Origin of the sequence: Streptomyces sp. NPDC006458 (assembly GCF_040612135.1) — a bacterium.
Classification (GTDB): Bacteria; Actinomycetota; Actinomycetes; order Streptomycetales; family Streptomycetaceae; genus Streptomyces.
This window is the reverse complement of sequence record NZ_JBEXPR010000001.1, coordinates 1-24,239: the sequence shown is the minus strand read 5'-3', so window position 1 is coordinate 24,239 and position 24,239 is coordinate 1. Positions and strand designations below refer to the sequence as shown.

The 24,239-nt window shown below is 71.5% G+C and carries 23 protein-coding genes and 1 pseudogene; 10 read left to right on the top strand and 14 right to left on the bottom strand.

Annotated elements, in window-relative coordinates:
- The first annotated feature begins 206 nt into the window (after positions 1-206).
- Both ABZZ79_RS00120 and ABZZ79_RS00115 read left to right on the top strand, forming a co-directional pair.
- Entirely contained in the window at positions 207-716 is a 510-nt protein-coding gene (locus ABZZ79_RS00120; RefSeq protein ID WP_356684765.1) for a sigma factor-like helix-turn-helix DNA-binding protein, read from the top strand.
- A 77-nt stretch (positions 717-793) separates the two neighbouring features.
- Positions 794-1,042, top strand: coding sequence for a hypothetical protein (locus ABZZ79_RS00115; RefSeq protein WP_356684763.1), 249 nt, complete (start codon positions 794-796; stop codon positions 1,040-1,042).
- A gap of 3 nt (positions 1,043-1,045) precedes the next feature.
- On the opposite strand, the gene ABZZ79_RS00110 is transcribed toward ABZZ79_RS00115, so the two are convergent.
- Positions 1,046-2,200 (bottom strand): cystathionine gamma-synthase, encoded by a 1,155-nt coding sequence (locus tag ABZZ79_RS00110; protein WP_356684761.1) that lies wholly within the window; start codon positions 2,198-2,200, stop codon positions 1,046-1,048.
- A 154-nt stretch (positions 2,201-2,354) separates the two neighbouring features.
- Between ABZZ79_RS00110 and ABZZ79_RS00105 the strand changes: the two genes are divergently transcribed.
- From ABZZ79_RS00105 to ABZZ79_RS00095, 3 genes are all read left to right on the top strand, one after another.
- Entirely contained in the window at positions 2,355-3,473 is a 1,119-nt protein-coding gene (locus ABZZ79_RS00105; protein WP_356684759.1) for a hypothetical protein, read from the top strand.
- A 129-nt stretch (positions 3,474-3,602) separates the two neighbouring features.
- A complete protein-coding gene (gene msrA / locus ABZZ79_RS00100) occupies positions 3,603-4,268 on the top strand; it encodes a peptide-methionine (S)-S-oxide reductase MsrA (protein WP_356684757.1) in 666 nt (221 codons plus the stop codon).
- Between the two features lie 320 nt (positions 4,269-4,588).
- Positions 4,589-4,912, top strand: coding sequence for an antibiotic biosynthesis monooxygenase (locus tag ABZZ79_RS00095; RefSeq protein WP_356684755.1), 324 nt, complete (start codon positions 4,589-4,591; stop codon positions 4,910-4,912).
- Between the two features lie 92 nt (positions 4,913-5,004).
- Here the strand turns inward: ABZZ79_RS00095 and ABZZ79_RS00090 are convergent, their stop codons facing one another.
- Together ABZZ79_RS00090 and ABZZ79_RS00085 are read right to left on the bottom strand one after the other, a co-directional pair.
- Positions 5,005-5,388, bottom strand: coding sequence for a VOC family protein (locus ABZZ79_RS00090; RefSeq protein WP_356684753.1), 384 nt, complete (start codon positions 5,386-5,388; stop codon positions 5,005-5,007).
- A gap of 365 nt (positions 5,389-5,753) precedes the next feature.
- Positions 5,754-6,794: an NAD(P)-dependent alcohol dehydrogenase gene (locus tag ABZZ79_RS00085; protein WP_356684751.1), complete on the bottom strand. Its 1,041-nt coding sequence runs from the start codon at positions 6,792-6,794 to the stop codon at positions 5,754-5,756.
- Between the two features lie 173 nt (positions 6,795-6,967).
- Between ABZZ79_RS00085 and ABZZ79_RS00080 the strand changes: the two genes are divergently transcribed.
- Entirely contained in the window at positions 6,968-7,873 is a 906-nt protein-coding gene (locus tag ABZZ79_RS00080) for a helix-turn-helix transcriptional regulator (protein ID WP_356684749.1), read from the top strand.
- Positions 7,874-7,939: 66 nt separating this feature from the next.
- On the opposite strand, the gene ABZZ79_RS00075 is transcribed toward ABZZ79_RS00080, so the two are convergent.
- The 6 genes and pseudogenes from ABZZ79_RS00075 to ABZZ79_RS00050 all read right to left on the bottom strand — a co-directional run bounded on the left by ABZZ79_RS00075 (position 7,940) and on the right by ABZZ79_RS00050 (position 15,176).
- A complete protein-coding gene (locus ABZZ79_RS00075; RefSeq protein ID WP_356684747.1) occupies positions 7,940-8,455 on the bottom strand; it encodes a hypothetical protein in 516 nt (171 codons plus the stop codon).
- An 86-nt stretch (positions 8,456-8,541) separates the two neighbouring features.
- Positions 8,542-9,312 (bottom strand): antibiotic biosynthesis monooxygenase, encoded by a 771-nt coding sequence (locus tag ABZZ79_RS00070; protein ID WP_356684745.1) that lies wholly within the window; start codon positions 9,310-9,312, stop codon positions 8,542-8,544.
- Between the two features lie 136 nt (positions 9,313-9,448).
- Positions 9,449-12,760 carry a S8 family serine peptidase gene (locus tag ABZZ79_RS00065; protein WP_356684743.1) on the bottom strand — a complete coding sequence of 1,104 codons (3,312 nt, stop codon included), beginning with the start codon at positions 12,758-12,760 and terminating at the stop codon, positions 9,449-9,451.
- A 173-nt stretch (positions 12,761-12,933) separates the two neighbouring features.
- Positions 12,934-13,182: pseudogene (locus ABZZ79_RS00060) on the bottom strand (ATP-binding cassette domain-containing protein); the annotation flags it as partial.
- A gap of 161 nt (positions 13,183-13,343) precedes the next feature.
- Positions 13,344-14,603: an Ig-like domain-containing protein gene (locus tag ABZZ79_RS00055; protein WP_356684741.1), complete on the bottom strand. Its 1,260-nt coding sequence runs from the start codon at positions 14,601-14,603 to the stop codon at positions 13,344-13,346.
- A 210-nt stretch (positions 14,604-14,813) separates the two neighbouring features.
- Positions 14,814-15,176, bottom strand: a complete 363-nt coding sequence (locus tag ABZZ79_RS00050; protein ID WP_356684739.1) for a hypothetical protein — start codon at positions 15,174-15,176, stop codon at positions 14,814-14,816.
- A gap of 109 nt (positions 15,177-15,285) precedes the next feature.
- Here ABZZ79_RS00050 and ABZZ79_RS00045 point away from each other — a divergent pair, with 109 nt between their 5' ends.
- The gene (locus ABZZ79_RS00045; RefSeq protein ID WP_356684737.1) at positions 15,286-15,588 is read left to right on the top strand and encodes a hypothetical protein; all 303 of its coding nucleotides are present in this window, start codon (positions 15,286-15,288) and stop codon (positions 15,586-15,588) included.
- A 46-nt stretch (positions 15,589-15,634) separates the two neighbouring features.
- On the top strand, positions 15,635-16,435 hold the full coding sequence (locus ABZZ79_RS00040; protein WP_356684735.1) for a hypothetical protein: 801 nt from the start codon (positions 15,635-15,637) through the stop codon (positions 16,433-16,435).
- 314 nt (positions 16,436-16,749) lie between these two features.
- Here ABZZ79_RS00040 and hutH read toward each other — a convergent pair whose 3' ends face one another.
- The 3 genes from hutH to ABZZ79_RS00025 all read right to left on the bottom strand — a co-directional run bounded on the left by hutH (position 16,750) and on the right by ABZZ79_RS00025 (position 20,538).
- Complete coding sequence (hutH, locus tag ABZZ79_RS00035) at positions 16,750-18,288, bottom strand: histidine ammonia-lyase (RefSeq protein ID WP_356685812.1); 1,539 nt, start codon at positions 18,286-18,288, stop codon at positions 16,750-16,752.
- Positions 18,289-18,523: 235 nt separating this feature from the next.
- Entirely contained in the window at positions 18,524-19,666 is a 1,143-nt protein-coding gene (locus tag ABZZ79_RS00030; protein WP_356684733.1) for a GGDEF domain-containing protein, read from the bottom strand.
- A 68-nt stretch (positions 19,667-19,734) separates the two neighbouring features.
- Complete coding sequence (locus tag ABZZ79_RS00025; RefSeq protein WP_356684731.1) at positions 19,735-20,538, bottom strand: enoyl-CoA hydratase-related protein; 804 nt, start codon at positions 20,536-20,538, stop codon at positions 19,735-19,737.
- Positions 20,539-20,929: 391 nt separating this feature from the next.
- Between ABZZ79_RS00025 and ABZZ79_RS00020 the strand changes: the two genes are divergently transcribed.
- Positions 20,930-21,502 carry a hypothetical protein gene (locus ABZZ79_RS00020; RefSeq protein ID WP_356684729.1) on the top strand — a complete coding sequence of 191 codons (573 nt, stop codon included), beginning with the start codon at positions 20,930-20,932 and terminating at the stop codon, positions 21,500-21,502.
- Between the two features lie 121 nt (positions 21,503-21,623).
- Here ABZZ79_RS00020 and ABZZ79_RS00015 read toward each other — a convergent pair whose 3' ends face one another.
- Positions 21,624-22,754, bottom strand: a complete 1,131-nt coding sequence (locus tag ABZZ79_RS00015; RefSeq protein WP_356684727.1) for an adenylate/guanylate cyclase domain-containing protein — start codon at positions 22,752-22,754, stop codon at positions 21,624-21,626.
- A 209-nt stretch (positions 22,755-22,963) separates the two neighbouring features.
- Positions 22,964-23,821 (bottom strand): biotin--[acetyl-CoA-carboxylase] ligase, encoded by an 858-nt coding sequence (locus ABZZ79_RS00010; protein ID WP_356684725.1) that lies wholly within the window; start codon positions 23,819-23,821, stop codon positions 22,964-22,966.
- A 110-nt stretch (positions 23,822-23,931) separates the two neighbouring features.
- Between ABZZ79_RS00010 and ABZZ79_RS00005 the strand changes: the two genes are divergently transcribed.
- Positions 23,932-24,239, top strand: a 308-nt coding sequence (locus ABZZ79_RS00005; protein ID WP_356684723.1) for a carboxyl transferase domain-containing protein, incomplete at its 3' end; no start/stop codon positions are given.

Below are 24,239 nucleotides of genomic sequence, written 5' to 3'. Positions count from 1 at the left end.
GGGGGGAGCCGCTCACACGAGGGCCGCACCCACCCGGGGCCGCCTGCACGAGGGCCGCGGCGGCCGGGCTCTTGCGCGGCTCTTGACCGAAAGGGCACCCCTGGCCTCATATGAGACCGGGTCCTCGTCGTACGCGGGTTCGCCTCACGGCGGCCGGATGCGGCCGGGACCGGATTCCTCAGGGTCGCCCTCAGGGGGGAGGCGCGGTGCGAGAACGGCAAGCGGCGCAAAGCGCCGGACGGGACCGGGAGTTCGAGGCGTTCGTCGCGGGCGCCGCGGGGCGGCTGCTGCACACCGCCACGCTGCTGACGGCGGAGACCCCGGCCGACAACACACGCGCGCGCCGTCTGCTCACGCTCGCTCTCGCGCGCACGTACGCGTGCTGGAACCGACTGCGCGGCGAGGACCCGTACGACCGCACCCGCCAGTATCTGGCCACCCATTTCGCCCGCACCGCCTGGCACCGGTACGGCGGTCTCGGCCGGGCCCGCCCGCAGCCCGGCAGCGTGCTCGCCGCGCTCGCCCCGCAGGAGCGGCTGGTCCTCGTTCTGAGGTTGTACGAGGGGGTCGCGGAGGAACAGGCCGCCGCGCTGCTGGGCCTGCCCGTGGAACGCGTACGGGCTGTCTGCGACCGCGCCACGGCGATCGTGCTGCACCCGCCGCGGGGCCCGGCCCCGACGGTCACGGGCGCGAGCGCGAAGGCGGTGGCGTCATGAAGGCGGTGGCGTCATGACGAAGGGAGTCCTCACGTGAACGGGCCGGACGGGGAGAGACCGGACGCGGAGAGACCGGTATGAGCCGCGCCGACCGAGAGGCCGCGGCCCGGCGGATCATGGAGCGGACACCGCCCCCGGTGCCGCCGGAGCTGCACACGGACGCCGTACGCCAGGGCAGCCGCCTGCTGCGCCGGCAGACGCTGGCACGGCGCCTGCTGTGGCTGGCGCTGTCCGCGGCGACGGTCGCCTTCGTGGTGTGGGCCGTGCTGGCCCGGCCGTGGGTGGAGCCGCCGACGGACACGACCCCACCCCTGACCGGCTGGTGATCGTCAGCCGAGCGCCTGCTGGAGGTCCTCCAGGAGGTCCTCCACGTTCTCGATGCCGACGGACAGGCGGACGAGGTCGCCGGGGACCTCAAGGGCCGAGCCGACCACGGAGGCGTGCGTCATGCGGCCCGGGTGCTCGATCAGCGACTCCACGCCGCCCAGGGACTCGCCCAGGGTGAAGATCCTGGCGCGGTTGCAGACCTCGACGGCCGCCTCCTCGCCGCCCTGCACCTGGAAGGAGACCATGCCGCCGAACGTCTTCATCTGCTTGGCCGCGACCTCGTGGCCGGGGTGCTCGGGCAGACCCGGGTAGAGCACCTTCGTCACGCGCGCGTGCCGGGTGAGCATGTCGGCGATCTTGGCGGCGTTCTCGCTGTGCCGGTCCATGCGCACCGACAGCGTCTTGGCTCCGCGCAGCACCAGCCAGGAGTCGAAGGGACCGGCGACGGCGCCCATCGCGTTCTGGTGGTACGCCAGTTCCTCGCCGAGCGCCTCGTCGGCCACGACCAGTGCGCCGCCGACCACGTCGGAGTGGCCGCCCATGTACTTGGTCAGGGAGTGCACGACGACGTCGGCGCCGAGCGACAGCGGCTGCTGGAGGTACGGCGTCGCGAAGGTGTTGTCGACGACCAGCTTCGCGCCGGCGTCCCGGGCGATCTGGGCGACGGCGGCGATGTCGGTGATGCCGAGGAGGGGGTTGGAGGGGGTCTCCACCCACACGGCCTTGGTCTTCGGGGTGATCGCGGCGCGCACGGCGGCCGGGTCGCTGGTGTCGGCGACCGACCACTCCACGCCCCAGCGGGCGACGACCTTGGCGAAGAGCCGGAACGTGCCGCCGTACGCGTCGTTCGGGATCACCACGTGGTCGCCGGGGCTGAGCAGCGTACGCAACAGGCAGTCCTCGGCCGCCAGTCCGGACGCGAACGCGAGGCCGCGGCGGCCGCCCTCCAGGGCGGCGAGGTTCTCCTCGAGCGCGGTCCTGGTGGGGTTGGCGCTGCGGCTGTACTCGTAGCCGCCGCGCAGGCCGCCTACGCCGTCCTGCTTGTACGTGGACACCTGGTAGATCGGCGGAACGACCGCCCCGGTCAGGGGGTCGGCCGTGTTGCCCGCATGGATGGCGAGCGTCTCGAAGTGCTGACTGATGTGCCTGTCGCTCATGTGAACCGAGCGTAGTCCGACTGGGGGCCTGCTGCTGATCGCGGTTGACCCGAGCACATCCGTCGCGGTGGTCCGGGGCGGCTGCGTGCGGGAGTTTTCCACAGGTCGGGGACCAGGTTGGCCAATTGCCGGTGCGGTCTGGTTCGCTGGAGGCATGGAGATTCTCTGGGTCCTGATGGCCCTGCTCATGCTGAGCCTGGTGCTCGGTCCGTACGTCATGCGCAGGCGCCGCGGCATCGAGCTGGTGTCCCCCGGGCACCCGGATGCCGCCGATCCCGCCAACTACGGGTTCGTACGGCAGGAGGAGCTGGACGTCCGCATGCCCGGCCCCGATCAGGACCTGGTGGACGTTCTGGACCTGGTGCAGCGCACCCAGGACCACCGGGCGGCGGCGCAGCTGCTCGCGGGCACCGAGAAGGAGGGCGAGCGGCGCTGGCAGCGCGTACAGGCCTTCGCCGGGGCCGCGGCCCTGGAGCTCCAGCAGCGGCCGGGCGGGGTCAGCGACACCCCGGGCGGGCAGTGGCTGCGGGTGTGGCGTGCGGAGCAGCCCAAGGACGCGGGCGGGGCGGCGGTGCACGCCGAGTTCCTGGTGCAGCAGGCGTGGCGTACGTCGACGCCCGGCACGGACGACTTCCGGATCATCATGGAGGAGGCGAAGGCCGCGTGCGCCGAGGCCGCGCTGCTCGCCCCCGGTGACCCGGTCCCGTACGTCATCGAGCTGTCCGTGGCCCGTGGGCTGGCCTATCCGCAGCCGGAGTTCGAGCAGCTCTGGCTGAAGATCCTGGACCGCGCGCCGCACCACATGGGCGCGCACCTGGCAGCCCTGCACTACTGGTGCGAGAAGTGGCACGGCTCGCGCGAGCAGGCCTACTCCTTCGCCGAGGCCGCAGCCGCGCGGGCGCCGCATGGTTCGCTGCTCGCGGCCATGCCGCTGTTCGCGGTCTTCGAGCACCTGCCCGAGGTCAACCTGGTCTCCAGCTTCTACCGGAGCGAGGTCGTCACCAAGGCGATGCACGGCGCCCTGCACGCGGTGCACACGGCCCGGCCCGACGATCCGATGCTCGCCCATGTCCGCCACATGCTCGTCTTCTTCCTGGTGCGCGCCGAGCGCTGGGCGGAGGCGATGAGCCAGCTCGTCCTGGTCGACGGTCATGTCGGCGCCCTTCCGTGGACCCTGTCCCCCGATCCGGCGGCGGAGTTCGCGGTGTACCGCGCGCTGGCGGTCGCCGGCTTCGAGGCGAACGGGGGGACACCGGCGACGCTGCTGAGCTGAGGACCGGGAGGGTGCGCCGAGGGTCGGCGGGGAGGAATTACCCGGCGGCCCCGGACGTTCACAGGGCATACGCGCGGCGCCGGATCACCACGACTGCGCCACACCACCCGAGCGACACAGGGAGACGCGATGCTCTTCGGCAGGACCCCTGAGATGCCCACGCCCGAGCAGGCACTCCCCGGCCGCACGACGCCTGCCTTCGCGGTCCCGGACCGCCACGCCGTCCTGGGCAACCCGCTGCTCGGCCCCTACCCCGAGGGCCTGGAGGTAGCCGACTTCGGCCTCGGCTGCTTCTGGGGCGCCGAGCGGAAGTTCTGGCAGCTCCCGGCGGGCGTGTGGACGACCCTGGTCGGCTACCAGGGCGGCCACACCGAGCACGCCACCTACGAGGAGGTCTGCTCCGGCCTGACCGGCCACACCGAGGTCGTCCGCGTGGTCTTCGACCCCGCGGTGATCTCCTACGACCGTCTCCTGAAGACCTTCTGGGAGTCCCACGACCCCACCCAGGGCTTCCGCCAGGGCAATGACGTGGGCACCCAGTACCGCTCCGCCGTCTACACCCACACCCCCGCCCAGACCATCGCCGCGGAGTCCTCCCGCACGGCCTACCAGAAGGTCCTCAGCGACTCCGGCTACGGCGAGATCACCACGGAGATCCTCCCCGCGGCGCACCACACCTTCTACCCGGCCGAGGCGTACCACCAGCAGTACCTCCACAAGAACCCGGCCGGGTACTGCGGGCTGGGCGGGACGGGGGTCGCGTGCCCGATCGGCGTCGCGACGGCGGACGGGTGACCGGTGGCCGCACTCCCGTGACGCCGGCGGGGCTGTGGCGGGAAAGTCGGCCGGCGGGTCCGCCCGTCGCCCACACGTTCGGCAGTACTCACGCGGACCGCTGGGTGCGCTTCCACAGCCTGCCCGAATCGAAGCGGTACCCGGAGTCCGAGGACGAGTACGCGATCGTGCTGACCCGGTACAACACGAACTGTTCACGGGCATGGACGTCTTCGTCGTGACCATGGACTGGTCGTACACGCCGGACGGCCCCGCCGACTTCCCGACACCGTGCAACAGCGTCCGGTCCGCCCGGCGGTGACGCGCACTAGGCTCGGCCCATGATCTGTCGTGTGTGGCGAGGCTGGACCACCAAGGAGAACGCCGATGCGTACGAGCGCATCGTCCGCGGGCAGGTGATTCCCGGGATCGAGGCACGGCAGATCCCCGGGTTCCTCTCGATCGATCTGGTCCGGCGCGAGCGGGACGACGACGTCGAGTTCATGACCCTGATGTGGTTCGAGGCCCTCGCGTCCATCCAGGCGTTCATGGGCGAGGACTACGAGGCGGCGCATGTGCCCACGGCCGCCCAGGCGGTCCTCTCGGATTTCGACAAGCGATCAGCGCACTACGAGGTCCTCGACCGCCGCGAGCAGTCGTACTGAGCCTGCCGCCTGCCGCGACCCGCCGCCGGCCGACCGGGCGACTTCGGACATGCGCGTATCGCCACGCGAGGCGTCGCCGGTCGCCCCGGCCGTCACTCTCCGCTTCCGTACGGGCGCGTCAGTATCTCCAGGTTGTGCCCGTTCGGATCGTCGAAGTACGCGCCACGGCCGCCGTCGTTGTGGTTGATCTCGCCGCGGCGGGAGTGGAAGGGGTCGGCCCAGTAGGTCAGGCCCGAGTCGCGGATGCGGGTGAAGATGGTGTCGAAGTCGGCCTCGGAGACCAGGAACGCGTAGTGCTGCGGGGTGATGTCGCCCGGGACCTCCATGAAGTCGAGGGTGACCCCGTTGGGGATCTCGACCGGGGTGAAGGGGCCGTACTGCGGGCTCACTTCGAGGCCGAGGAGGTCGGCCAGGAAGCGGGCCGAGGCCTGCTTGTCGTGCGCGGCGACGATGGTGTGGTTCAGCTGGATGGTCATCGGGCGTGCCTCCCTGTCGTTTCAGGCCTGCCGTTTCGCGGGCCTGCCCTTTCCGCGCCTGCCGTTTCGCGGGCATGCCATTTCGCGCATGCCGGTTTCGCGTCGTCCGGGCCGGACCGAAGCGGCTCCTTCCACGCTAGGCAGCCGACCCATCCCTGCACCACCACCTGCGGGAGCATCCCTGTGGGCCCCTGGGCCTACGTCCCGAGTACGGCCGTGGCCCTCCCCGGAGGTACGCCGAAGCCCCCGGGACGGGGACTCCGGGGGTACGCCGAAGCCCCCGGGACGGGGACCGGGGGCCTCGGCTCGCCAGTTGGCTCGGGGAGAGTGCCGGCTCGTCGCGGGCACCTCGGCGGCAGGTCGGCTCAGATCGTCGCCGTGTCGATCACGAAGCGGTAGCGGATGTCGCTGCCCAGGACGCGGGTGTACGCGTCGTTGATCTCGACGGCGCCGATGACCTCGATCTCGGCGCCGAGGCCGTGCGCGGCGCAGAAGTCGAGCATCTCCTGAGTCTCGGCGATGCCGCCGATCATGGAGCCGGCGAGGGTCTTGCGCTGCCCGATCAGGGAGAACAGGTTGAGGCTGACCGGCTCCTCCGGGGCGCCGACGTTCACCAGGGCGCCGCCGGTCCTGAGCAGGCCCAGGTAGGCGTTGAAGTCCAGCGCGACGGACACCGTGGAGACGATCAGGTCGAAGGTGCCGGCCAGGTCCTCGAAGGTCTTCGGGTCGCTGGTGGCGTAGTAGTGGTCGGCGCCCAGCCTGAGGCCGTCCTCCTTCTTGCGCAGGGACTGCGACAGCACCGTCACCTCGGCGCCCAGCGCGTGCGCGATCTTGACGCCCATGTGGCCGAGGCCGCCCATGCCGAGGACGGCGACCTTCTTGCCGGGGCCGGCGCCCCAGTGCTTGAGCGGGGAGTACAGGGTGATGCCCGCGCACAGCAGCGGCGCGGCCTCGTCGAGCTTCAGCCCGTCCGGGACGCGTACGACGAAGTTCTCGTCGACGACGATCTTCTCGGAGTAGCCGCCGTAGGTGGGCTCGCCGTCCTTGCCGATGCCGTTGTACGTCATCACGTTGCCGCCGGTGCAGTACTGCTCCTGGCCGGCCCTGCAGTTGTCGCACTCGCGGCAGGAGTCGACCATGCAGCCGACGCCCACCCGGTCGCCGACGGCGAACCTCGTCACACCGGAACCGACCGCGGAGACGACTCCCGCGATCTCGTGACCGGGCACCATCGGGAAGATGGCCTCGCCCCAGCCCTCCGTGGCCTGGTGGATGTCGGAGTGGCAGATGCCCGCGAACTTGATGTCGATCAGGACGTCGTGCTCACCCACCTCGCGGCGCTCGATGGTGGTCCGCTCCAGGGGAGCCTTGGCGGCGGGGGCTGCGTACGCGGCGACAGTGGTCATGCCGGGGTTCTCCTAAGCAGGGTGATCCGTGTCCGACCGCCGTTCCGGCCGGGCACGTGATCCAGCGTGCCGCACGCGCCCGCATCCGCCCAGGCCACGGCTCTGCCTACGTCCAGCGTTCCTACCACTGGAAAGGTCAGGCTTCTGTGCGTACGTACGGGAATACTGGACGCATGGACGAACAGCGCGATTCCGGCGCGACCCTGGACCGCAGAGCCGAGCTCAGCGAGTTCCTGCGCACCCGGCGCGCCCGGCTGAAGCCGCAGGACGTGGGGCTACCCGAGTTCGGCCGGCACCGCAGGGTTCCGGGGCTGCGGCGCGAGGAGCTCGCCCAGCTCGCCGGGGTGTCGGTGGCGTACTACACGCGGCTGGAGCAGGGCAACGGCCGCAACGTGTCCGCGGAGGTGCTGGACGCGATCGCCCGCGCGCTGCGGCTGACCGACGCCGAGCACGCGCATCTGACGCATCTGGCCAAGCCCAAGCAGCACAAGAAGAAGCCGGCCTCGCGCACCCAGCAGGTGCGGCCGTCGCTGAAGCAGTTGCTGGACACCATGGACGCGGTCCCGGCGTACGTCGTGGGGCGGCGCTCCGACATCCTGGCGTGGAACAGGATGGCGGCCGCGGTGTTCGGTGACTGGGCGGAGCTGCCGGTGGCGGAGCGCAACTGGGCGCGGCTGGCGTTCCTCCGTCCCGAATACCGCGAGCTATTCGTGGGCTGGGAGCAGAAGGCGATCGACATCGTCTGTCTGCTGCGGATGGAGGCCGGCTGCTATCCGGACGACACGCGGCTGTCCGCGCTGGTGGGCGAACTGTCCGTGAAGAGCGAGGACTTCCGGCGGCTGTGGGCCACCCACGACGTCAAGGAGAAGACCTACGGCGTCAAGGAGCTGCGTCACCCGCTCGTCGGTGAACTCCTCCTGCGCTACGAGTCGTTCCGCATCGCCGACGACGGCGAACAGTCCCTCGTCGCCTACCACGCCGACCCCGGCACCCCCTCCGCGGAGGCCCTGCGCCTGCTGGCCAGCTGGGGCACGGACGCCACCCGGGCGGGCCAGGACTCGGCGAACCGGAGGGGCTGAGACGCCCGCCCCGTCGGCGGGCGAGGACCCGCGGGGCGAGCTCGTCTCCACCCGCCCGGCGCGGGCTCAGTCCGCGACGCCCAGGTCCTCCCGCATCAGCCCGCGCATCGCCGACAGCCTGGGCTCCGCCTCCTCCTTCAGCACCAGCAGCTGCCGCTCGGGGTTCTCGCCCTCCCGGGCCAGGCCCCGGTCCAGCCGCTTGACCACGGCGTCCGCCTCGGCGAGGACGTCGTTGACGGACCGGGAGGCCTCCAGGATCCGCTCCGGCACGATCATCTGCGCCTCGGCGTACCGGTCGCGGTACTCCCGGCGCGCCTCTTCGAGACGGTCGCGGTCCTGCTCGGCGTAGGCGCCGTCGCGGAGGCGGTGCAGGGCGTCCTTGAGCAGGGTGTGGAACTGGCGCGCCGAGCGGTTCATCGCGGTGTACGCCGCTCGCCGTTCGGCCGATCGCCTCTCCCGCTCGGCCCGTTCGGTGTCCTCGGCGCGCTGCCGCGCGGTCAGTCGCTGGCTGAGCACGGGCGCGAAGAGCGTGCCGAGGACACCGACGACGGCGGTGATCATGGCGGTCACGGCGGCGGTCATGGGCCGACCCTACGATGATCCGCCCGGCGCCGGTACGGGGGTTCCCGTCACGCCTCCCACCCCCGGTCACAGCCCCGGCGGCCCTCTCACCCCTGATACGGCGGCGCGGCACCCCACGTCCACTTCGGCACCGGCTGTTCCGCCGGAGGCGCCGCGTCGGGGCCGGAGAAGTAGACCGCGAGGCGGGTGCCCCACTCCACGTAGGCGAGGAAGGCGGAGCGGAACTCCGCGTCGGTGGGCAGGGCGGACTCGTCGGCGGCGTCCTGGATGAGGTTGACCCAGCGGCGGCGCTGCGGCTCGGTGATGGCCTTGCCGAAGTGCTTGGCGACCATGTGGCTGTGGCCGCCCTGCGTCTCGGAGTAGCGGGCCGGGCCGCCGAAGACCTCGGCGAGCCAGAGGGCGACGTGCTCGGCGTGGGCGGGGTCGAGATGGGCGAAGAGGGGGGCCAGAAGGTCGTCTTCGACGACCTTGTCGTAGAACACGGACGTCAGGCGGGCGAAGGCGTCCGCGCCGCCCGCCCAGTCGTAGAGGCTGGGGACGGCCGCGCCGCTGCCGCGCACGGGCGTCGGGGCGTAGTGCCGCATCTCCTCGATGTCGGAGACGTAGGGCCTGATCTCGGCCAGGAATCCGGGGAACAGTTCGGACTTGCGGAAGCCGTCGAGGTGGTCGGCGGTCGAGGTCCAGGTGATGCGCAGGATGTAGTGCTCGGAGTCCTCCTCGCAGTGGGTGAGCTCGTAGTCGACGCACTGGGGGGCCGCGGCCAGCTGCGTCGCGGCGCGGGTGTAGGCGGCCAGGAACTCCGCCGAGCGCTCTTCGGGAATGCGGTACCGGATGTACTCCACCGTGTGAGCCGTCATGGGGCCACACAAGCACGAACGGCCCGCCGGAAGCTCTGCTTCCTGCGGGCCGTTCGCTCAAAGCTCAGGGCTCAGGGCTCAGGGCTCAAAGCTCAGGGCTCAGAGCTCAAGGCTCAGAGCGCCCTTGGTGCACGGCTCACTTGCCGTAGTACGCGTTGTAGATCGACAGCGTCGACTTGTTGTTCTTCTTGTCCGTGATCTTGGCGTGGAAGGAGACACCCTTGTTCTTGCCCGGGTTCTTGACCTTGATCTTGCCGTTGGTCACGGTGACCTTCTTCCAGGTCTGGCCGTAGTCGTACGACACGTACACCGCGAGCGACTTGAGGTTGCTGCCGCGCGCCGCGCCCTCGACGGAGACCGGGATGGTCTGCGTCAGGCCCGCCGCGACACGGCCGTCCGAGCCGGTCTTGGCGCCGAAGCGGACGCTGGAGGCCGGCAGGGCCACCGGGTCGCTCGTGGCGGGCTTCTTGGACCGGAAGGTCCAGCTGGCGTCGATCCGCGTGGAGGCGGCCGCGACCTTGACGCTGCGCTTGACCGAGGTGGTCAGGCGGTACTCGGCGTCGGTGGACGGAACCGAGAACTCCTTCTCACCGAACAGCGGGTCGTCGTGCGTGCCGACCTTGACGCCGTTGCGGTAGAGGGTGGTGGCCACCGCGGTGAAGTCCGAGGACCCGGGGTGACCCGCGGAGTCGGCGAACAGCGGCAGCACGCCGCCGATCTTGTTGCCGGCGCGGTACAGGCCGTAGTCGGCGGTCAGCTTGGGGCCGAACACCGGCTTGTTGAAGGTGGTCGTGTAGGTCTTGCCGCCCTGGTAGGCCTTCAGGGCGTCGCTGGTGTAGAAGGCCTCGGTGATCGGGAAGCCGTCCGCGTCCTTGCCGCGGTACTGCTCGAAGTCCGTGCCCCACACGATGCCGCCGCCCGTGGACACGTGCACCGTGCGCGTGCCGGGCAGCTTCTGCTCCACCGGGATGCCCATGACGAAGGCCTGCGGGAAGAGGCCGTAGACGCTGAGCGCACCGGTCTTGCCGGGCGTGGCCGCGGCGAGGATGTTCTTCAGGGTGGCGAGCTCGGTGGTCTTGAAGTGCTTGACCTTGTCGCCCACGATCTTGGTGCCGTTGGCGGTCAGGGCCACGTCCCACTCGGTGCCGGCGCCCTTGGTCCACTGGCCGCTCCAGGTCTGGGACAGGCCGGTGACCGTCGGGCCCAGGTGGGTCATGCGCAGGTCGGCGAAGGACGGGGCCATGAAGCCGATGCCGAAGCCGCCGGTGTCGTACGAGTAGTTGATCGTCGCCGACAGCGGCTCGGCCGCGGTGTCGGGCACCGTGATGTCGGCCGCCTTGGTGGTACGGGCGTCGAGGGTCAGCGTGGTGTTCTTCGTGACGCTCAGCTTCGGCTGGACCAGCCAGTCGAGACCGCCCTCGAAGTTGACGAAGTCCTTCACGATCCAGGCGTCGAGGCCGTAGGTGCCGCGGGGCACGCGCACGGTGGTGACACCGGACTCGGCCTGCGGGATGTCGACGACACGGCCCGAGCCGATGCCGCTGTAGCCCAGCAGGACCGTGCTGTACTTCGCCGTCGGCAGGCCGTCCTTGCCGATGTGCTTGACGGTGAGGTCGTAGGACTCGACCTCACGGTTGACCGCGGCGGCAGTACGGACGCTCTGTCCGCCGCCGGTCGCGACCACGTACGCGGAGTACGCGCCGTCGACCGTGCCACCGAGGCGGGTGTCGACGGTGACGTCCACGGAGGCCGTGCCGCCCGCCGGGACGGTCACCGTGGAAGCGGCCAGCTTGAAGAAGCCGGCCGGGGCCGCGGCGCCGTTCGGGTTGGTGGCGGTGGCCTTGAGGGTCAGCGTCACCGGCGAGGTGCCGAGGTTGCGGTACGTCAGCGGCTTGGTGACCGGCGCGTCATCGGTGTGCGGCCACTGCTGGGTGCCGAAGCTGACCGAGACCGGCTCGGCGATCACGGTCTGATTCAGGGCCTTGTCGACCTGGATACGGCCCGAACCCTGCTGGAAGGCGGTGTACTTGCCGCCCTTGGTGGAGGCCGTGAGCACGCCCTTGATCTCGGCGTACGTCCACGTCGGGTGCTGCTGCTTGAGGATCGCCGCGGCGCCCGCGACGTGCGGGGTGGCCATCGAGGTACCGGAGATGGTCAGGTAGCCGGCCGGGTTCTCGCCGACCTCCTGCTCGATGACGCTGCCCTTGGCGGACGCGGCGGTGATGTCCACGCCCGGGGCGGTGACGTCCGGCTTGATGGCGCCGTCGCCGACGCGCGGGCCGGTGGAGGAGAACGGGGCGAGCGCGTCGGTGTCGTCGACGGCGCCGACGGTGAGCGCGGAGTCCGCGCTGCCCGGCGAACCGACCGACTCCGGACCGGAGTTGCCGGCCGCGATCGCGAACAGGATGCCCTTCTCGGCGGACAGCTTGTCGACCGCCGCCTCCAGCGGGTCGACACCCGGTCCGTCCGGGCCGCCGAGGCTGAGGTTGACGACGTCGGCGCCCTCCGCGGCCGCCCACTCCATGCCGGCGAGGATGCCGGAGTCGTCACCGGAGCCGGAGTCGTCGAGGACCTTGCCGTTGAGGATCGTCGCGCCCGGCGCCACGCCCTTGTACTTGCCGCCCGACTTGGCGCCGGTACCGGCCGCGATGGACGCGACGTGGGTGCCGTGGCCGAACTTGTCGGAGGCGTCCGCGGCCGGGGTGAAGTTCTTCGACGCCGTCACCTGGGTCTTCAGGTCCGGGTGGGTGGCGTCCACACCAGTGTCCAGGACGGCGATCTTGACGCCCTTGCCGTCGTAGCCGGCGGCCCACGCGACGGGGGCGCCGATCTGCTTGGTGGACTTGTCGAGCGTGACGCGGCGGACGCCGTCCAGCCAGACGTGCGCGACACCGGCGGCGGTCTTGTCGCCGTTGGTGACCGCGTCCCACAGCTCGGGGGTGTCCGACTCGGGGGTCTGCACCGCGTCGGCGTTCAGGGTGCCCAGGCTGCGGCGCAGGGTGCCCGCGTCGCGGACGTCGGCCTTGGCGGCCGAGGCGGCCCCCTTGTAGCCGACGATGACCTTCAGGCCGTTCTTCTGGGACTTGCGGGTGGCGGACTTGTTCAGCTCGGTGATGTCGAACAGCCGCTGGTCCAGCTTGCCGTCGGCGACCAGACGCGCCGCGTCGGCGGGGATGACCAGCGTGTGGCCCTGGAACTTACGAACCGACACGGGTATGTTCTCGCGGCCCTCGGCACGCTGCAGGCCGACGATACGGCCCTTGGCGTCGACGGTGACGCGGTCACCCGTGATCAGCGTGATGCGGTGGTGAGCCGTCAGCTTGGCGGCGGCCTCCCGGTGCTGCGACTCGACGTCGGCCGACGCCGGGCTGGTCAGACCCGCGGCGAGCGCAACGGCTGCGGCACCGGCGACAGTTGCCGCACCGGCCTTCTTCACTTGTCTGCGCAAGACTCCCCCTGGGAGATCGAATGCCGGGCGAATTCCCCGTTCACCCGGCCGGGGGCCATCCCGTACACATGCGCGTACACCCCCCGGAGGACGAAGTATGCCGGGGGGTGATCAGCGGCCTCAACAAGGGGTCTGTCACGAGTCCGTCATAAAAGCGGGTGACAGCAGCGATTTCAGGACACACTGCGCTCGGTGACCGTGATGGCGCCCTTGCGGATGGTCGCGAGCCGGGGAGCCCGCCTGGCGATGGCGGAGTCGTGCGTGACCATCACGAAGGTCAGCCCGTGCTCCTTCCACATCGTCTCCAGCACGTCCATCACCTCGTCGCGCATCGACTCGTCGAGGTTGCCGGTGGGCTCGTCGGCGAGCAGCACCTTGGGTCGCTTGACGAGCGCGCGGGCGATGGCGACGCGCTGTTGCTGCGTCGGCGGGGCGGCACGGCGACCCCGCCGGGCGGATGCCGGGCTTGCGCGAGCGGGGCGGCGACGACGCCCCGGAGGGCCTTCACGTACCTCCGGGGCGCGGCGCGAAAACGCCGATGCCGCCCTCGGGGGGCGGCATCGGTGGGGCTGTTGAGGAAGGGTCAGACGGCCGAGCCGGCCTTCCACTCCGCCCAGCTCAGGTTCCAGCCGTTGAGGCCGTTGTCCGGGGAGACGGTCTTGTCGCCGGTGTTCTGCACGACGACCACGTCACCGACGATCGAGTTGTCGTAGAACCACGCGGCCTCGGTGTTCGGGTCGTTGGCGCCCTTGGTGTCGTTCAGGCCGACACAGCCGTGGCTGGTGTTGACGCTGCCGAAGACCGAGTCGGCACCCCAGTAGTTGCCGTGGATGAAGGTGCCCGAGGTGGTCAGGCGCATGGCGTGCGGCACGTCCTTGATGTCGTACTCGCCCTTGCCGTCGTCGTCGGTGAAGCCGACCGTGGCGCCGTTCATCCGGGTCTCCTTGAACTTCTCGGAGATCACCATCTGACCTTCGTAGGTCTTGTTGTCGGGCGAGCCCGCGGAGATCGGGATGGTCTTGACGACCTTGCCGTTCTGCGTGACCTTCATCTGCTTGCTGTTGGCGTCGACGATCGACACCTGGTTGCGGCCGATCTTGAAGGTGACCGTCTTCTGCTGGACGCCGTAGACGCCGTCGGCGCCCTCGACACCGTCGAGCGCGAGCTTCAGCGTGACGGTGGAGTTCTCGGTCCAGTAGCTCTCGGGACGGAAGTCCAGGCGGTTGGCGTTGAACCAGTGGCCGACGACCTCCTGCCCGCCGCTGGAGGTGACGGTGATCCCCTTCTGGACGTCCACCTTGTTGGTGATCGCCTTGTCGAAGTTGATCGAGACCGGCATACCGACGCCGACGGTGGAGCCGTCCTCGGGCGTGAAGCTGCCGATGAAGCTGCTGTCCGGGGAGACCGTGGTGAAGGAGGCGTTCTCGTGGGCCTCGCGGCCCTCGGCGTCCTGCGCGGTCACCGCGATCTTGTAGGTGGTCGAGCGCTCCAGCTGGGCGCTGGGCTTCCAGCTGGTCTTGTCGGCGGATATCTCGCCGGAGACGGCCGTGCCGTCCGCGGTGGTCATCGTCACCTCGGTGAGCGTGCCCTTGCTCACGGTGACGGCGGCGGAGTTGTTGATGGAGGCGTTGGCCGTGCCGTCCTTGGGCGTGATCTCGATCTGGGCCTCGGAGTTCTTCTGCGCCGCCGCCTCGTCGACCTTGGCCTGCGAGGTGTCGCCGCCCCCGTCGGCCTTGGCCTCGTCGCCGCCGGAGCAGGCCGAGAGCACCAGAACACCGCCGAGCAGCGCGGACGCGACCGTCAGGCCCCGCCGCTTACTGTTCGTCATCACACGCTTCTCCATCGTTGCCGAATCCCCAGTAACCACGAGAGTTCCCCGCCATGAGCTTTCAACGCTACGACCGGTTCGTCCCGTTCCACATGTCCCGAACGTGTGGGCCACGCCACTTCCCGGCAGGGCCGGTCGGTACGGCTGTCGGTCGGTGCGTCCCCTGAGACGACGAAACCCCGGACGGCGGTTGCCGTCCAGGGTCACGATTTCCCCACATCCGGCTCAGTGCGACGCCCGCTCCCCGTCGTCCCCGTCCTCCTCGTAGTCCTCCCCGCCATCATCCTCGTCCAGATCCCAGTCCGGAGAGTCGGGGTCGTAGTCGATCAGCTCGCTGCTCCAGGAGGCCTGCTGGAGTTCGACCCCGGGCACCTCGCCCACCAGGTCGAACGGGTCCACCAGGTACGCGAGCGCCTCGGCTGTGTCTTCCCTGACCGCGCTCTCGGCATGCGCACGCTCGGAGTCCGCCATCTCCCCGTCCTCCGCGACACGCTCAAGCGCCGCCTCCGTGACCGCGTCCACGTCGTCCACCTCAAGGACGAGCTCAACGCGAAGCCGTACAAAACGTGATGTCTCTGGAGTGCTCATGCCCGGAGCGTACGACCGGCGGCCGACATGGCTTTCCCGCGACCCGCCCCTTTCATTAGCATCGCTGCACACGGCCAATTCGCCAGCGCCACAAGGGGATCGATATTCCGTGTCATCCGCTCGCCGTCCGTTGCTGACCGCCACCGCCGCGGCAAGCCTGCTGGGCGCCCTGTGGTTCGTCCCGTCCGCGAACGCGACGGGGGACCCGACCGTGGGACATCAGCCCGCGGCGGCCACGACGACGCAGGCCAGAGCCGTCACCGCGAGCACCGAGAGCTCGTCGGGCGGCACCGAACTCGCCGACACCGGAAGCTTCGACAGCACGCCCTATGTCGTGGGCGGCACGTTCTTCCTGACCCTCGGTGCCGGGTTCGTGGTGTATTCGGTGCGTAGAGAGCGTCTTGGGGTCTAAATACCCAAGCTTGACTCGTCTTTGACCGAACACTCATAGTCCGCTCATGAACAGATCAACGGGGGCGCGTCTGTGCGCCACGGCTGTCGTCGGCGCGCTGTCGCTGGCGCTGCTCACGGGGTGTTCGGACAACGGCTCGGACGACACCAAGGGTTCCGGCTCCTCGGAGCAGGGCGGGAACGCGAAGACGTACAGCAAGACCGAGCTGGACAAGCTGCTCATCGCACAGGGCGACGTCGACGGCTACAAGGTCAAGCCGGTCGAGAAGGCGCTCAGCGCCGACAAGAAGAAGCTCAAGGGCGACGAGAAGTGCCTGCCGCTCGTCTACGTCATGAGCGGGCTCGCGCCCACGGACGCGCCGGCCGAGACCAACATCATGGCCACGCAGGAGAAGAAGCCCACCGACACCGCCTCCAAGTCCCTGGAGGACCTGGCGGACGGCGAGGCCGAGGACGCGATGGCCGAGGCCATGAGCGTCGACGTGACGGTCGTCGCGCTGTCCTCGTACGACGGTGAGGGCGCTTCGGACGCCTTCGCGAAGGTCTCCGAGGCGGTCAAGAACTGCTCGGGCGGCTTCGAGGTCTCCGAGGGCGGCGAGCCGACGAAGATGACCAAGGTCGCCGAGGAGACCGCGGTCGGCGCCACCGGCGACGAGGCCGTGGCCTTCGTCGCGACCGGCGAGATGGACGAGGAGACCGGCCAGACCGGCACGGTCCACACTCAGGTCGTGCGGCACGGCAACACCCTCGCCTCGTACTTCACCATGAACTTCGGCGCGATGATGACCGGCAAGGACTACAAGGTCCCGGCGCCGATCGTCGACGCGCAGGCCGGCAAGCTGAAGTAACACGGCCGCACGAAGGGCCCCGTCCGCGACCACGGACGGGGCCCTTCGTCGCGCCCGAGCCCCGGCCGGAGCGGGCCGCACCCGGGGAGCGGGCCGCGCCTTGGGCAGCGGGCCGCGCCTTGGGCAGCGGGCCGCGCCTTGGGCAGCGGGCCCCGTGTCCGAGCGGACCCGGGGATGTCGGCTGCGGTTCGGCAACGCCGCCAAGGGGCGCGGGGAACTGCGCGACCGGCCACGACGCAGCCGCACCCGAAGAACCACGCACCACGGCACACCCCGGCGAAGCAGGCCCCCACCACGCCAAACCCAGCGGAGCGCTAACGCAGGGGACCGGTCACCGTCTCCGCGGCCATGATCAGCGAGCCGTCGCGGACAAAGGCGTCCGCCGCGGCCAGGTCGGGCGCGAGGAAACGGTCCGGGCCGGGGCCGCCGACGCCGGCCGCGCGGGCGGCGTCGATGACGGCACGGCTGGCCGGGGCCGGGGTGAGGCCCTCGCGCAGCTCGACCGCGCGGGCGGCGGCGTACAGCTCGACGGCGAGGACACGGGTGAGGCTGCCGACGGCCGTGCGCAGCTTGCGCGCCGCCGACCAGCCCATGGAGACGTGGTCCTCCTGCATCGCCGAGGAGGGGATGGAGTCCGCCGAGGCGGGCACGGCCAGCCGCTTCATCTCGCTGACCAGGGCGGCCTGGGTGTACTGGGCGATCATCAGGCCGGAGTCGACGCCGGCGTCGTCCGCGAGGAACGGCGGAAGGCCGTGGCTGCGGTTCTTGTCCAACAGCCGGTCGGTGCGGCGCTCGGCGATGGAGGCCAGGTCGGCGGCGGCGATGGCGAGGAAGTCCAGCACATAGGCGACGGGCGCGCCGTGGAAGTTGCCGTTGGACTCGACGCGGCCGTCGGGCAGCACGACCGGGTTGTCGACCGCCGAGGCCAGCTCGCGCTCGGCGACCAGGCGGGCGTGCGCGAGTGTGTCGCGGCCGGCGCCTGCGACCTGCGGGGCGCAGCGCACCGAGTAGGCGTCCTGCACGCGCGGGGCGTCGTCCTGGTGGTGCCCGGTCAGGCCGGAGCCCTGGAGCACGGCCAGCATGTTGGCGGCGGAGTCGCCCTGGCCCGGGTGCGGGCGGATGGCGTGCAGTTCGGGCGCGAGGACCTTGTCGGTGCCGAGCAGGGCCTCCAGGGAGAGGGCGGCGGTGACGTCGGCCGTCTTGTAGAGGGTGTCGAGGTCGGCGAGGGCCATGATCAGCATGCCGAGCATGCCGTCGGTGCCGTTGAGAAGGGCGAGGCCCTCCTTCTCGCGCAGTTCGACGGGGGCGATGCCGTGCTCGGCGAGCAGCTCGCCGGCCGGGCGGACGGTGCCGTCCGGGCCCTCGGCGTCGCCCTCGCCCATCAGCGTCAGGGCACAGTGGGACAGCGGGGCCAGGTCGCCGGAGCAGCCGAGCGAACCGTACTCGTGCACAACCGGGGTGATGCCGGCGTTGAGCAGGTCCGCCATGGTCTGCGCGACCTCGGGGCGGACGCCGGTGTGGCCGGAGCAGACGGTCTTCAGGCGCAGGAACATCAGCGCGCGCACGACCTCGCGCTCGACGCGCGGGCCCATGCCGGCCGCGTGCGAGCGGACGATGTTGCGCTGGAGCTGCGTACGCAGTTCCTCGCTGATGTGCCGGGTCGCCAGGGCACCGAAGCCGGTGCTCACGCCGTAGACGGGCTCGGGCTTGGCGGCCAGCGCCTCCACGATCTCGCGTGCCGCCGCGAGGGCGGCCACCGCCTGCCCGGAGAGCTCGACCCGGGCGCCGCCGCGCGCCACGGCCAGAACGTCGGACGCGGTCGTGCCGGACGTCCCCACCACCACAGTGTGCATATCCATATTCAGGAGCGTACGCAGTGAATTCGAAAATGTCACCAGTGGCCGCGGGGTACGCCCCTTACCGATCGGGCCGGGGAACACCCCACACCGACTGACCCCGCGCGGCCGGCCGGCCCGTACATCCGTACGTCTATACCGGCGTACGGATGTACGTGATGTACGTGATGCACGTGATGCACGTGATGCACGTGATGCACGTGATGCACATGATGCACGTGATGCACGTCCGTCAGCGGCGGCCACGGAAGCTGCGGCGCTCCGCCCCCGTCTCGCGGGAGGGCGCGTCCGCCAGCCGGACGACCGGATCGTCCGGGCCGGCCCGGCCGGCCACCACCGGCTTGGCGGCGCGCACCGCCTTGGCCCGGTACTGGGCGGCGTCCGCCAGCCGGAACAGCCGGCGGGCCGAGCGGACCGGGCCGATCGGGTCCTCGGTGGACGCCACCCCGCAGGCCACCCCGTCGCCCAGTTCCAGCTCGGAGGCCCGGCGGCAGAGCTCGTCGGCGACCTTGACCACGTCGTCCGCGGGCGGACCGACCGCCACGAGGCAGAACTCGTCCCCGCCCAGCCGGGCCGCCAGCGTGCCCGGCAGCATCGCGCCGCACAGCGACAGCACCGAGCCGAACCGTTCCAGCAGGCGGTCGCCGACGGCATGGCCCTGGGTGTCGTTGACCCGCTTGAGGCCGTTGACGTCGCAGACGACGAGGCTGACGACGGCGCCCTCCGCGCGGTACCGCTCGATCGCCTCGTCCAGGCGCATGTCGACGGCCCTGCGGTTGGCGAGCCCGGTCAGCGCGTCCGTGAAGGCCAGCCGGCGGGCCTCCTCCAGGCGCTCGGTCTGCGCGATGCCCGCGGCGACGACGGCCGCCAGCACGGTGGCGAACTCGGCGTCGGCCGGCGCGAAGACGAGGGCTCCCGCCGGACGGGCCACATACAGCTCGCCCCACGCCCGGCCGTGCAGCACGACCGGGGCGACGACACAGCTGCCGCGGCCCCGGCGGCGCAGGGCGGCGACCCGCTGGTGCACATAGCCGGGGCGGCCCGCGGCGGGACCGTCCGCGGTCTCCACCCAGGCGTGGGGACCGCCCCCGCCCGCCCAGCGCTCATGGAGGAACTCGGTGATCTCCGGGAACTGGTGGACGGGGTACGTCTCGCCGTCGGGGAACTCCACCTCACCGGCGGCGCGCTCCCCCACGTTCACGAGGACCCTCAGGCGGCCCAGGTCACGCTCCCACACGGACAGGGCCGCGAAGCTGCCGTCCAGTGCGCGGCACGCACCGTGCGCCGCCGCGCGCCAGGACTCGCGCGGAGTGTGTGCCGCCGCCATGCCCTGCGCCAGCGCGACCACCGCCGACAGCCGCTTGTCCTCGCCCATTGCTCCAGGTTAGGGAGCTTTTTCAAGCTATGGGGTGTTTGTGTGGCGAACAGGTGGGGGAAGCCGCCTCACTCACCCGGCCACTGGGGCTTGCGCTTCTCGTTGAACGCCCGCACCCCCTCCGCCCGGTCCCCCGAGAAGGCCACCGAGCGCCAGGCCGCGTCCTCCACCTCCAGACCCGCCTGGAGGTCGAGGCCGTGCCCGAGGCGCAGGGCGCGCTTGGCCGCCCTGAGGCCCACCGGCGAGTTCCCGGCGATACGGGCGGCGAGGGCGAGGGCCTCCTCGCGGTCCTGCCCCTCGTCCACGAGGACGTCGATCAGTCCGAGGTCGCGCGCCTCCGGCGCCTCCACGCGGCGGGCCGTGAAGATCAGCTCGGCCGCCCGCGCGGCGCCCACACGGCGCGGGAGGAGCTGGGTGCCGCCACCGCCCGGGATGACGCCCACCGAGACCTCCGGCAGACCGACCACGGCCGTCCCGTCGGCCACGATCACATCGCAGGACAGGGCCAGCTCGAAGCCGCCGCCGAGGGCGAAGCCGTGCACCGCGGCGATCGTCGGCACGGGCAGCTCCAGGACGCCCGTGTAGGCCCCGCGCGCGACCGGGCGCTGCCGGACCAGCTCGGCGTCGGTGAAGGAGTTCCGCTCCTTCAGGTCGGCGCCGACACAGAAGGCGCGTTCGTGCGTGGAGGTCACCACCACGGCCCGAACCTCGCGGTCCGCGCCCAGGGCCGCGCAGGCCGTGCCGATGGAGCGGGCCATCTCGCTCGACACGGCGTTCATCGCCTTGGGCCGGTCCAGGGTCAGTTCGGCCACGTGGCCTCCGTCCCCGTGCCGCCGTACGGCCACGAACTCCCCGAACCGCTCCTCGCCCATGACGCCCTCCGGCTAACGCGGGTTAACACCAACGCCCCAGATCATCGCAGCCGACCCCGGCTGAGCCAAGGGGCGCGGGGCGTCATCGGCGTACGGCTCCGCCGCGTGGACGCGAAAAGCGGACGGCGGACGGCTGACGGCGGACTGGGGGCTGCGGACTGCGGACTGCGGACTGCGGACTGGCGACTGCGGACGGCTCCGCCGCGTGGGCCCGAAAGGCGGACGGCGGACGGCGAAACGCACAGAAGCGGGATAACCACACATCCGTTCGCCACACAAGACCCGACACCCCATTCGAGTGACATCACGCCCAACTCCCTCCCGGCCCCCGCAAGCGCGCATAACGTCCGCCACGGCGCGAGGGGGGCGCACGCATCGGGGAGGGATCGCGATGACGACAGACGACACCGACAGCACCACCCGCGCGCGAGGACGGCATCGGCGGCCCCGCCCCCGCCGGGTGCTGCTCGCCGCGGGCGGCCTCGCGCTGGCCGCCGGCGCGCTGAGCCTCGTACGACTGGCCCCGGAGTCCGGCATCGGCGGGATCGGGACGGCGGAGGCCGAGCCGCGAATCAACCCGTACCGGGGGACGGAGCGCGCGACCCACGCGGGCGCCACCGTCTCCGGCCTCCCGCGGGCGAGCCCCTCGGCGACCGCGCCCCTCGGCGGGGTCTCCGCGTCGCCACTGCCCGGTGACAGCCCCGCGCCCGCCGCGAGCGGAGCCGCCCCGAAGCCCTCCGCAAGCCGGGCGGCCCCCACGGCGACCGGTATCCCGCAGACGCCCAGCACTCCGACGCCCCGGGCGACGACGACGCCCGGCGCACCACCGGCGAGCACCCCGCCACCGCACCCGCGACCCACCCCGGAGCCCACGCGGCCCTCCGCCTCGCCGACCGCCACCCCGCCGGCCCAGCCGCCCAGGCTGTGCATCCCGGTCATCGGGCTGTGCATCGAGAGGGACTGAGCGCCGGCCGCCCCAAGGCCACGCGACGACCACCCCGCGGGTACGTGACAACCGCCCTGCGGGCACCGGACGACGCCCTACGGCCACACCGTCACGCGACCCGACGCTCTGCGGCTTGGGGCTACGGCGTCCCGTCCCGGCGCGTCAGCAGCCACGGCTCGACCACGCCGAGGCCACGCACGGGGCGCTGCCACATGGGCTGGAGGGCGAAACGGTAGGCCGGGGCCTCCTCTCCCTCCTTCTCCGCCGCGGCAGCCGCCTCCGCGGCCTCGGCCTCGGAGGCGGGCGCCTCACCCATGCGGATCACCTCCTCGGCGAAGGCGCTGTCGACGAGGACGGCGTCGCGGGGCGCTATAGAGGTGAGGCGGGAGGCCAGGTTGACCGTCGTGCCGAAGACATCGCCCATCCGGGTGGTGACCGTGCCGAACGCGATGCCCACGCGCAGCTCCGGCATCGTCTCGTCGTTGGCCATGGTCTCGATCAGGCGCAGGGCGATCTCGGCGGCCGTGCCGGCGTCGTCGGCGGCGTACAGGACCTCGTCGCCGAGCGTCTTGATCAGACGGCCCCCGCGCGCGGCGACCAGGTCCGCGGCGGTGGTCTCGAAGGCCTCGACCAGCTCACCCAGCTCCTCCTCCTCCAGGCGGCGGGTGAGGCGGGTGAACCCGACCAGGTCGGCGAAGCCGACGGCGAGCCGGCGGTCGACCATCTCCTCGTCGTCACCGGCCTGGACGACCCGGCCGGTCGCGGCGGCGAGCTGGCGGCGCCAGACGTAGACGAGGAACTCCTCCAGCTCCGGCAGCAGCAGCTCGACCAGCGGGTACGTCACCTCGGTGCGGGTCATGCCCGGCTCGGGCGGCTCGGTCAGGCCCTCCAGGAAGGAGTCGATCTGCCACTCGGCCAGCCGGGCGGTGGTCTGGCCGGTGGAACGGGCCACCTGCACGGCCATGGCCTCGCTGAGCAGGCCCGCCTCGACGAGGCCCGCCAGCCGGCGCAGCGCCAGCACGTCGGCCTCGGTGAGCGCCTTGGCCTGGCCGATGTCCGCGAAACCCATCGCCCGCCAGAAGCGGGACGCCAGTTCCATGGAGACGCCCGCGCTGCGGGCGGCCTGGAAGGGGGTGTAACGGCGCTCGGCGCCGAGGATGAGCCCCTCCAACCGGAGCGCGAGCGGGTCCTCGCCGTTGTCGGTGCCCGTGCCGTTGCCGTCGGGCGCTGGGGTACGACCGATGCCGGAGCCCGTGTCGTCGACGGTCACGCCTGCTGCCCTTCCGATCTGCCGCGGTCAGGTATCGACCGGCCTCAACTGTACGGCAGGTGTGGGCCACGCCACTCCGTCAGGTGAGGCCGGTCGGGGCTGCGTCTGCGGGGTGCCCAGTGTGCGCCGGGGCGGGTCTTCCTGCGGTTTCCCGCGCCCGTGGCCGAGCCGCACATCGACGCCGTCCCGCGTCTCTTACGTGCGCGAGGTCACGCCGGTCTCAAGTGCACGATGTCACCCGCTCCCACCGGTTCCTGTACGCCATCCTCCGTTGCCAGGACCAGGCGGCCGTCGCCGTCGACCGCCACCGCCTCGCCCACGATCGAGCGGTCGCCCGGCAGTTCCGCCCGGACGACTCGTCCCAGCGTCGCGCAGCCCGCCGCGTACGTCTCCTGGAGACCGGAGGCGACGGGGTCGCCGCCCGCGGCGCGCCAGCGGCCGTACCACTCCTCCAGGGAGCGCAGCACGGCCCGCAGCAGCGGGTCGCGGTCGGTGGTCGCCGCGCCCGCGAGGGCGAGCGATCCGGCCTGGGGCACCGGGAGTTCGTCCTCACGCAGGGTCACATTGATGCCGACGCCGACGACGACAGAGTCCTCCCCGGCGCGCTCGGCGAGGATGCCGCCGGCCTTGCGTTCCTCGCCGCCCACGGTGACCAGAAGGTCGTTGGGCCACTTGAGTGCCGTGTCCACCCCGGCCGCCCGCGACAGACCCGTCGCCACGGCCACACCGGTCAGCAGCGGCAGCCAGCCCCAGCGGGCCACCGGGACCTCGGCGGGCCGCAGCAGCACGGAGAAGAACAGGCCCGAGCGGGGCGGGGCGGTCCACTGCCGGTCGAGACGGCCGCGCCCGGCGGTCTGCTCCTCGGCGACGAGGACGGCGCCCTCCTGGGCCTTGCCCGCGACGGCCAGCGCGACGAGGTCGGAGTTGGTGGAGCCGGTGCCGCGCACCACCTCCACGTCGCGGTAGAGCCCGCCCTCGCGCACCAGCCCCCGGCGCAGGGACGCGCTGTTCAGGGGTGGGCGGTCGAGGTCGGACCAGCGGTCGTCTGAGGCATCTCGCGGAGTCATGCAAGCCACACTAGGTGTGGTGTACGCCGCACTGCCGATCGGTAGGGCCGCCACTACCCTACGGATGAGTAATCGTCCCCCCTTTTGAGCAGGCAGGGAGCCGCATCCCGATGTCCGAGCCGGAAGAGATCGACATCCACACCACCGCGGGCAAGCTCGCGGATCTCCAGCGCCGCGTGCAGGAGGCGACGCACGCCGGCTCGGCACGTGCGGTGGAGAAGCAGCACGCGAAGGGCAAGCTGACGGCCCGTGAGCGGATCGAACTGCTCCTGGACGAGGACTCGTTCGTGGAGCTGGACGAGTTCGCCCGGCACCGGTCCTCAAGCTTCGGCCTGGACGCCAACCGCCCTTACGGCGACGGTGTGGTGACCGGCTACGGCACGGTCGACGGGCGTCCGGTGGCGGTGTTCTCGCAGGA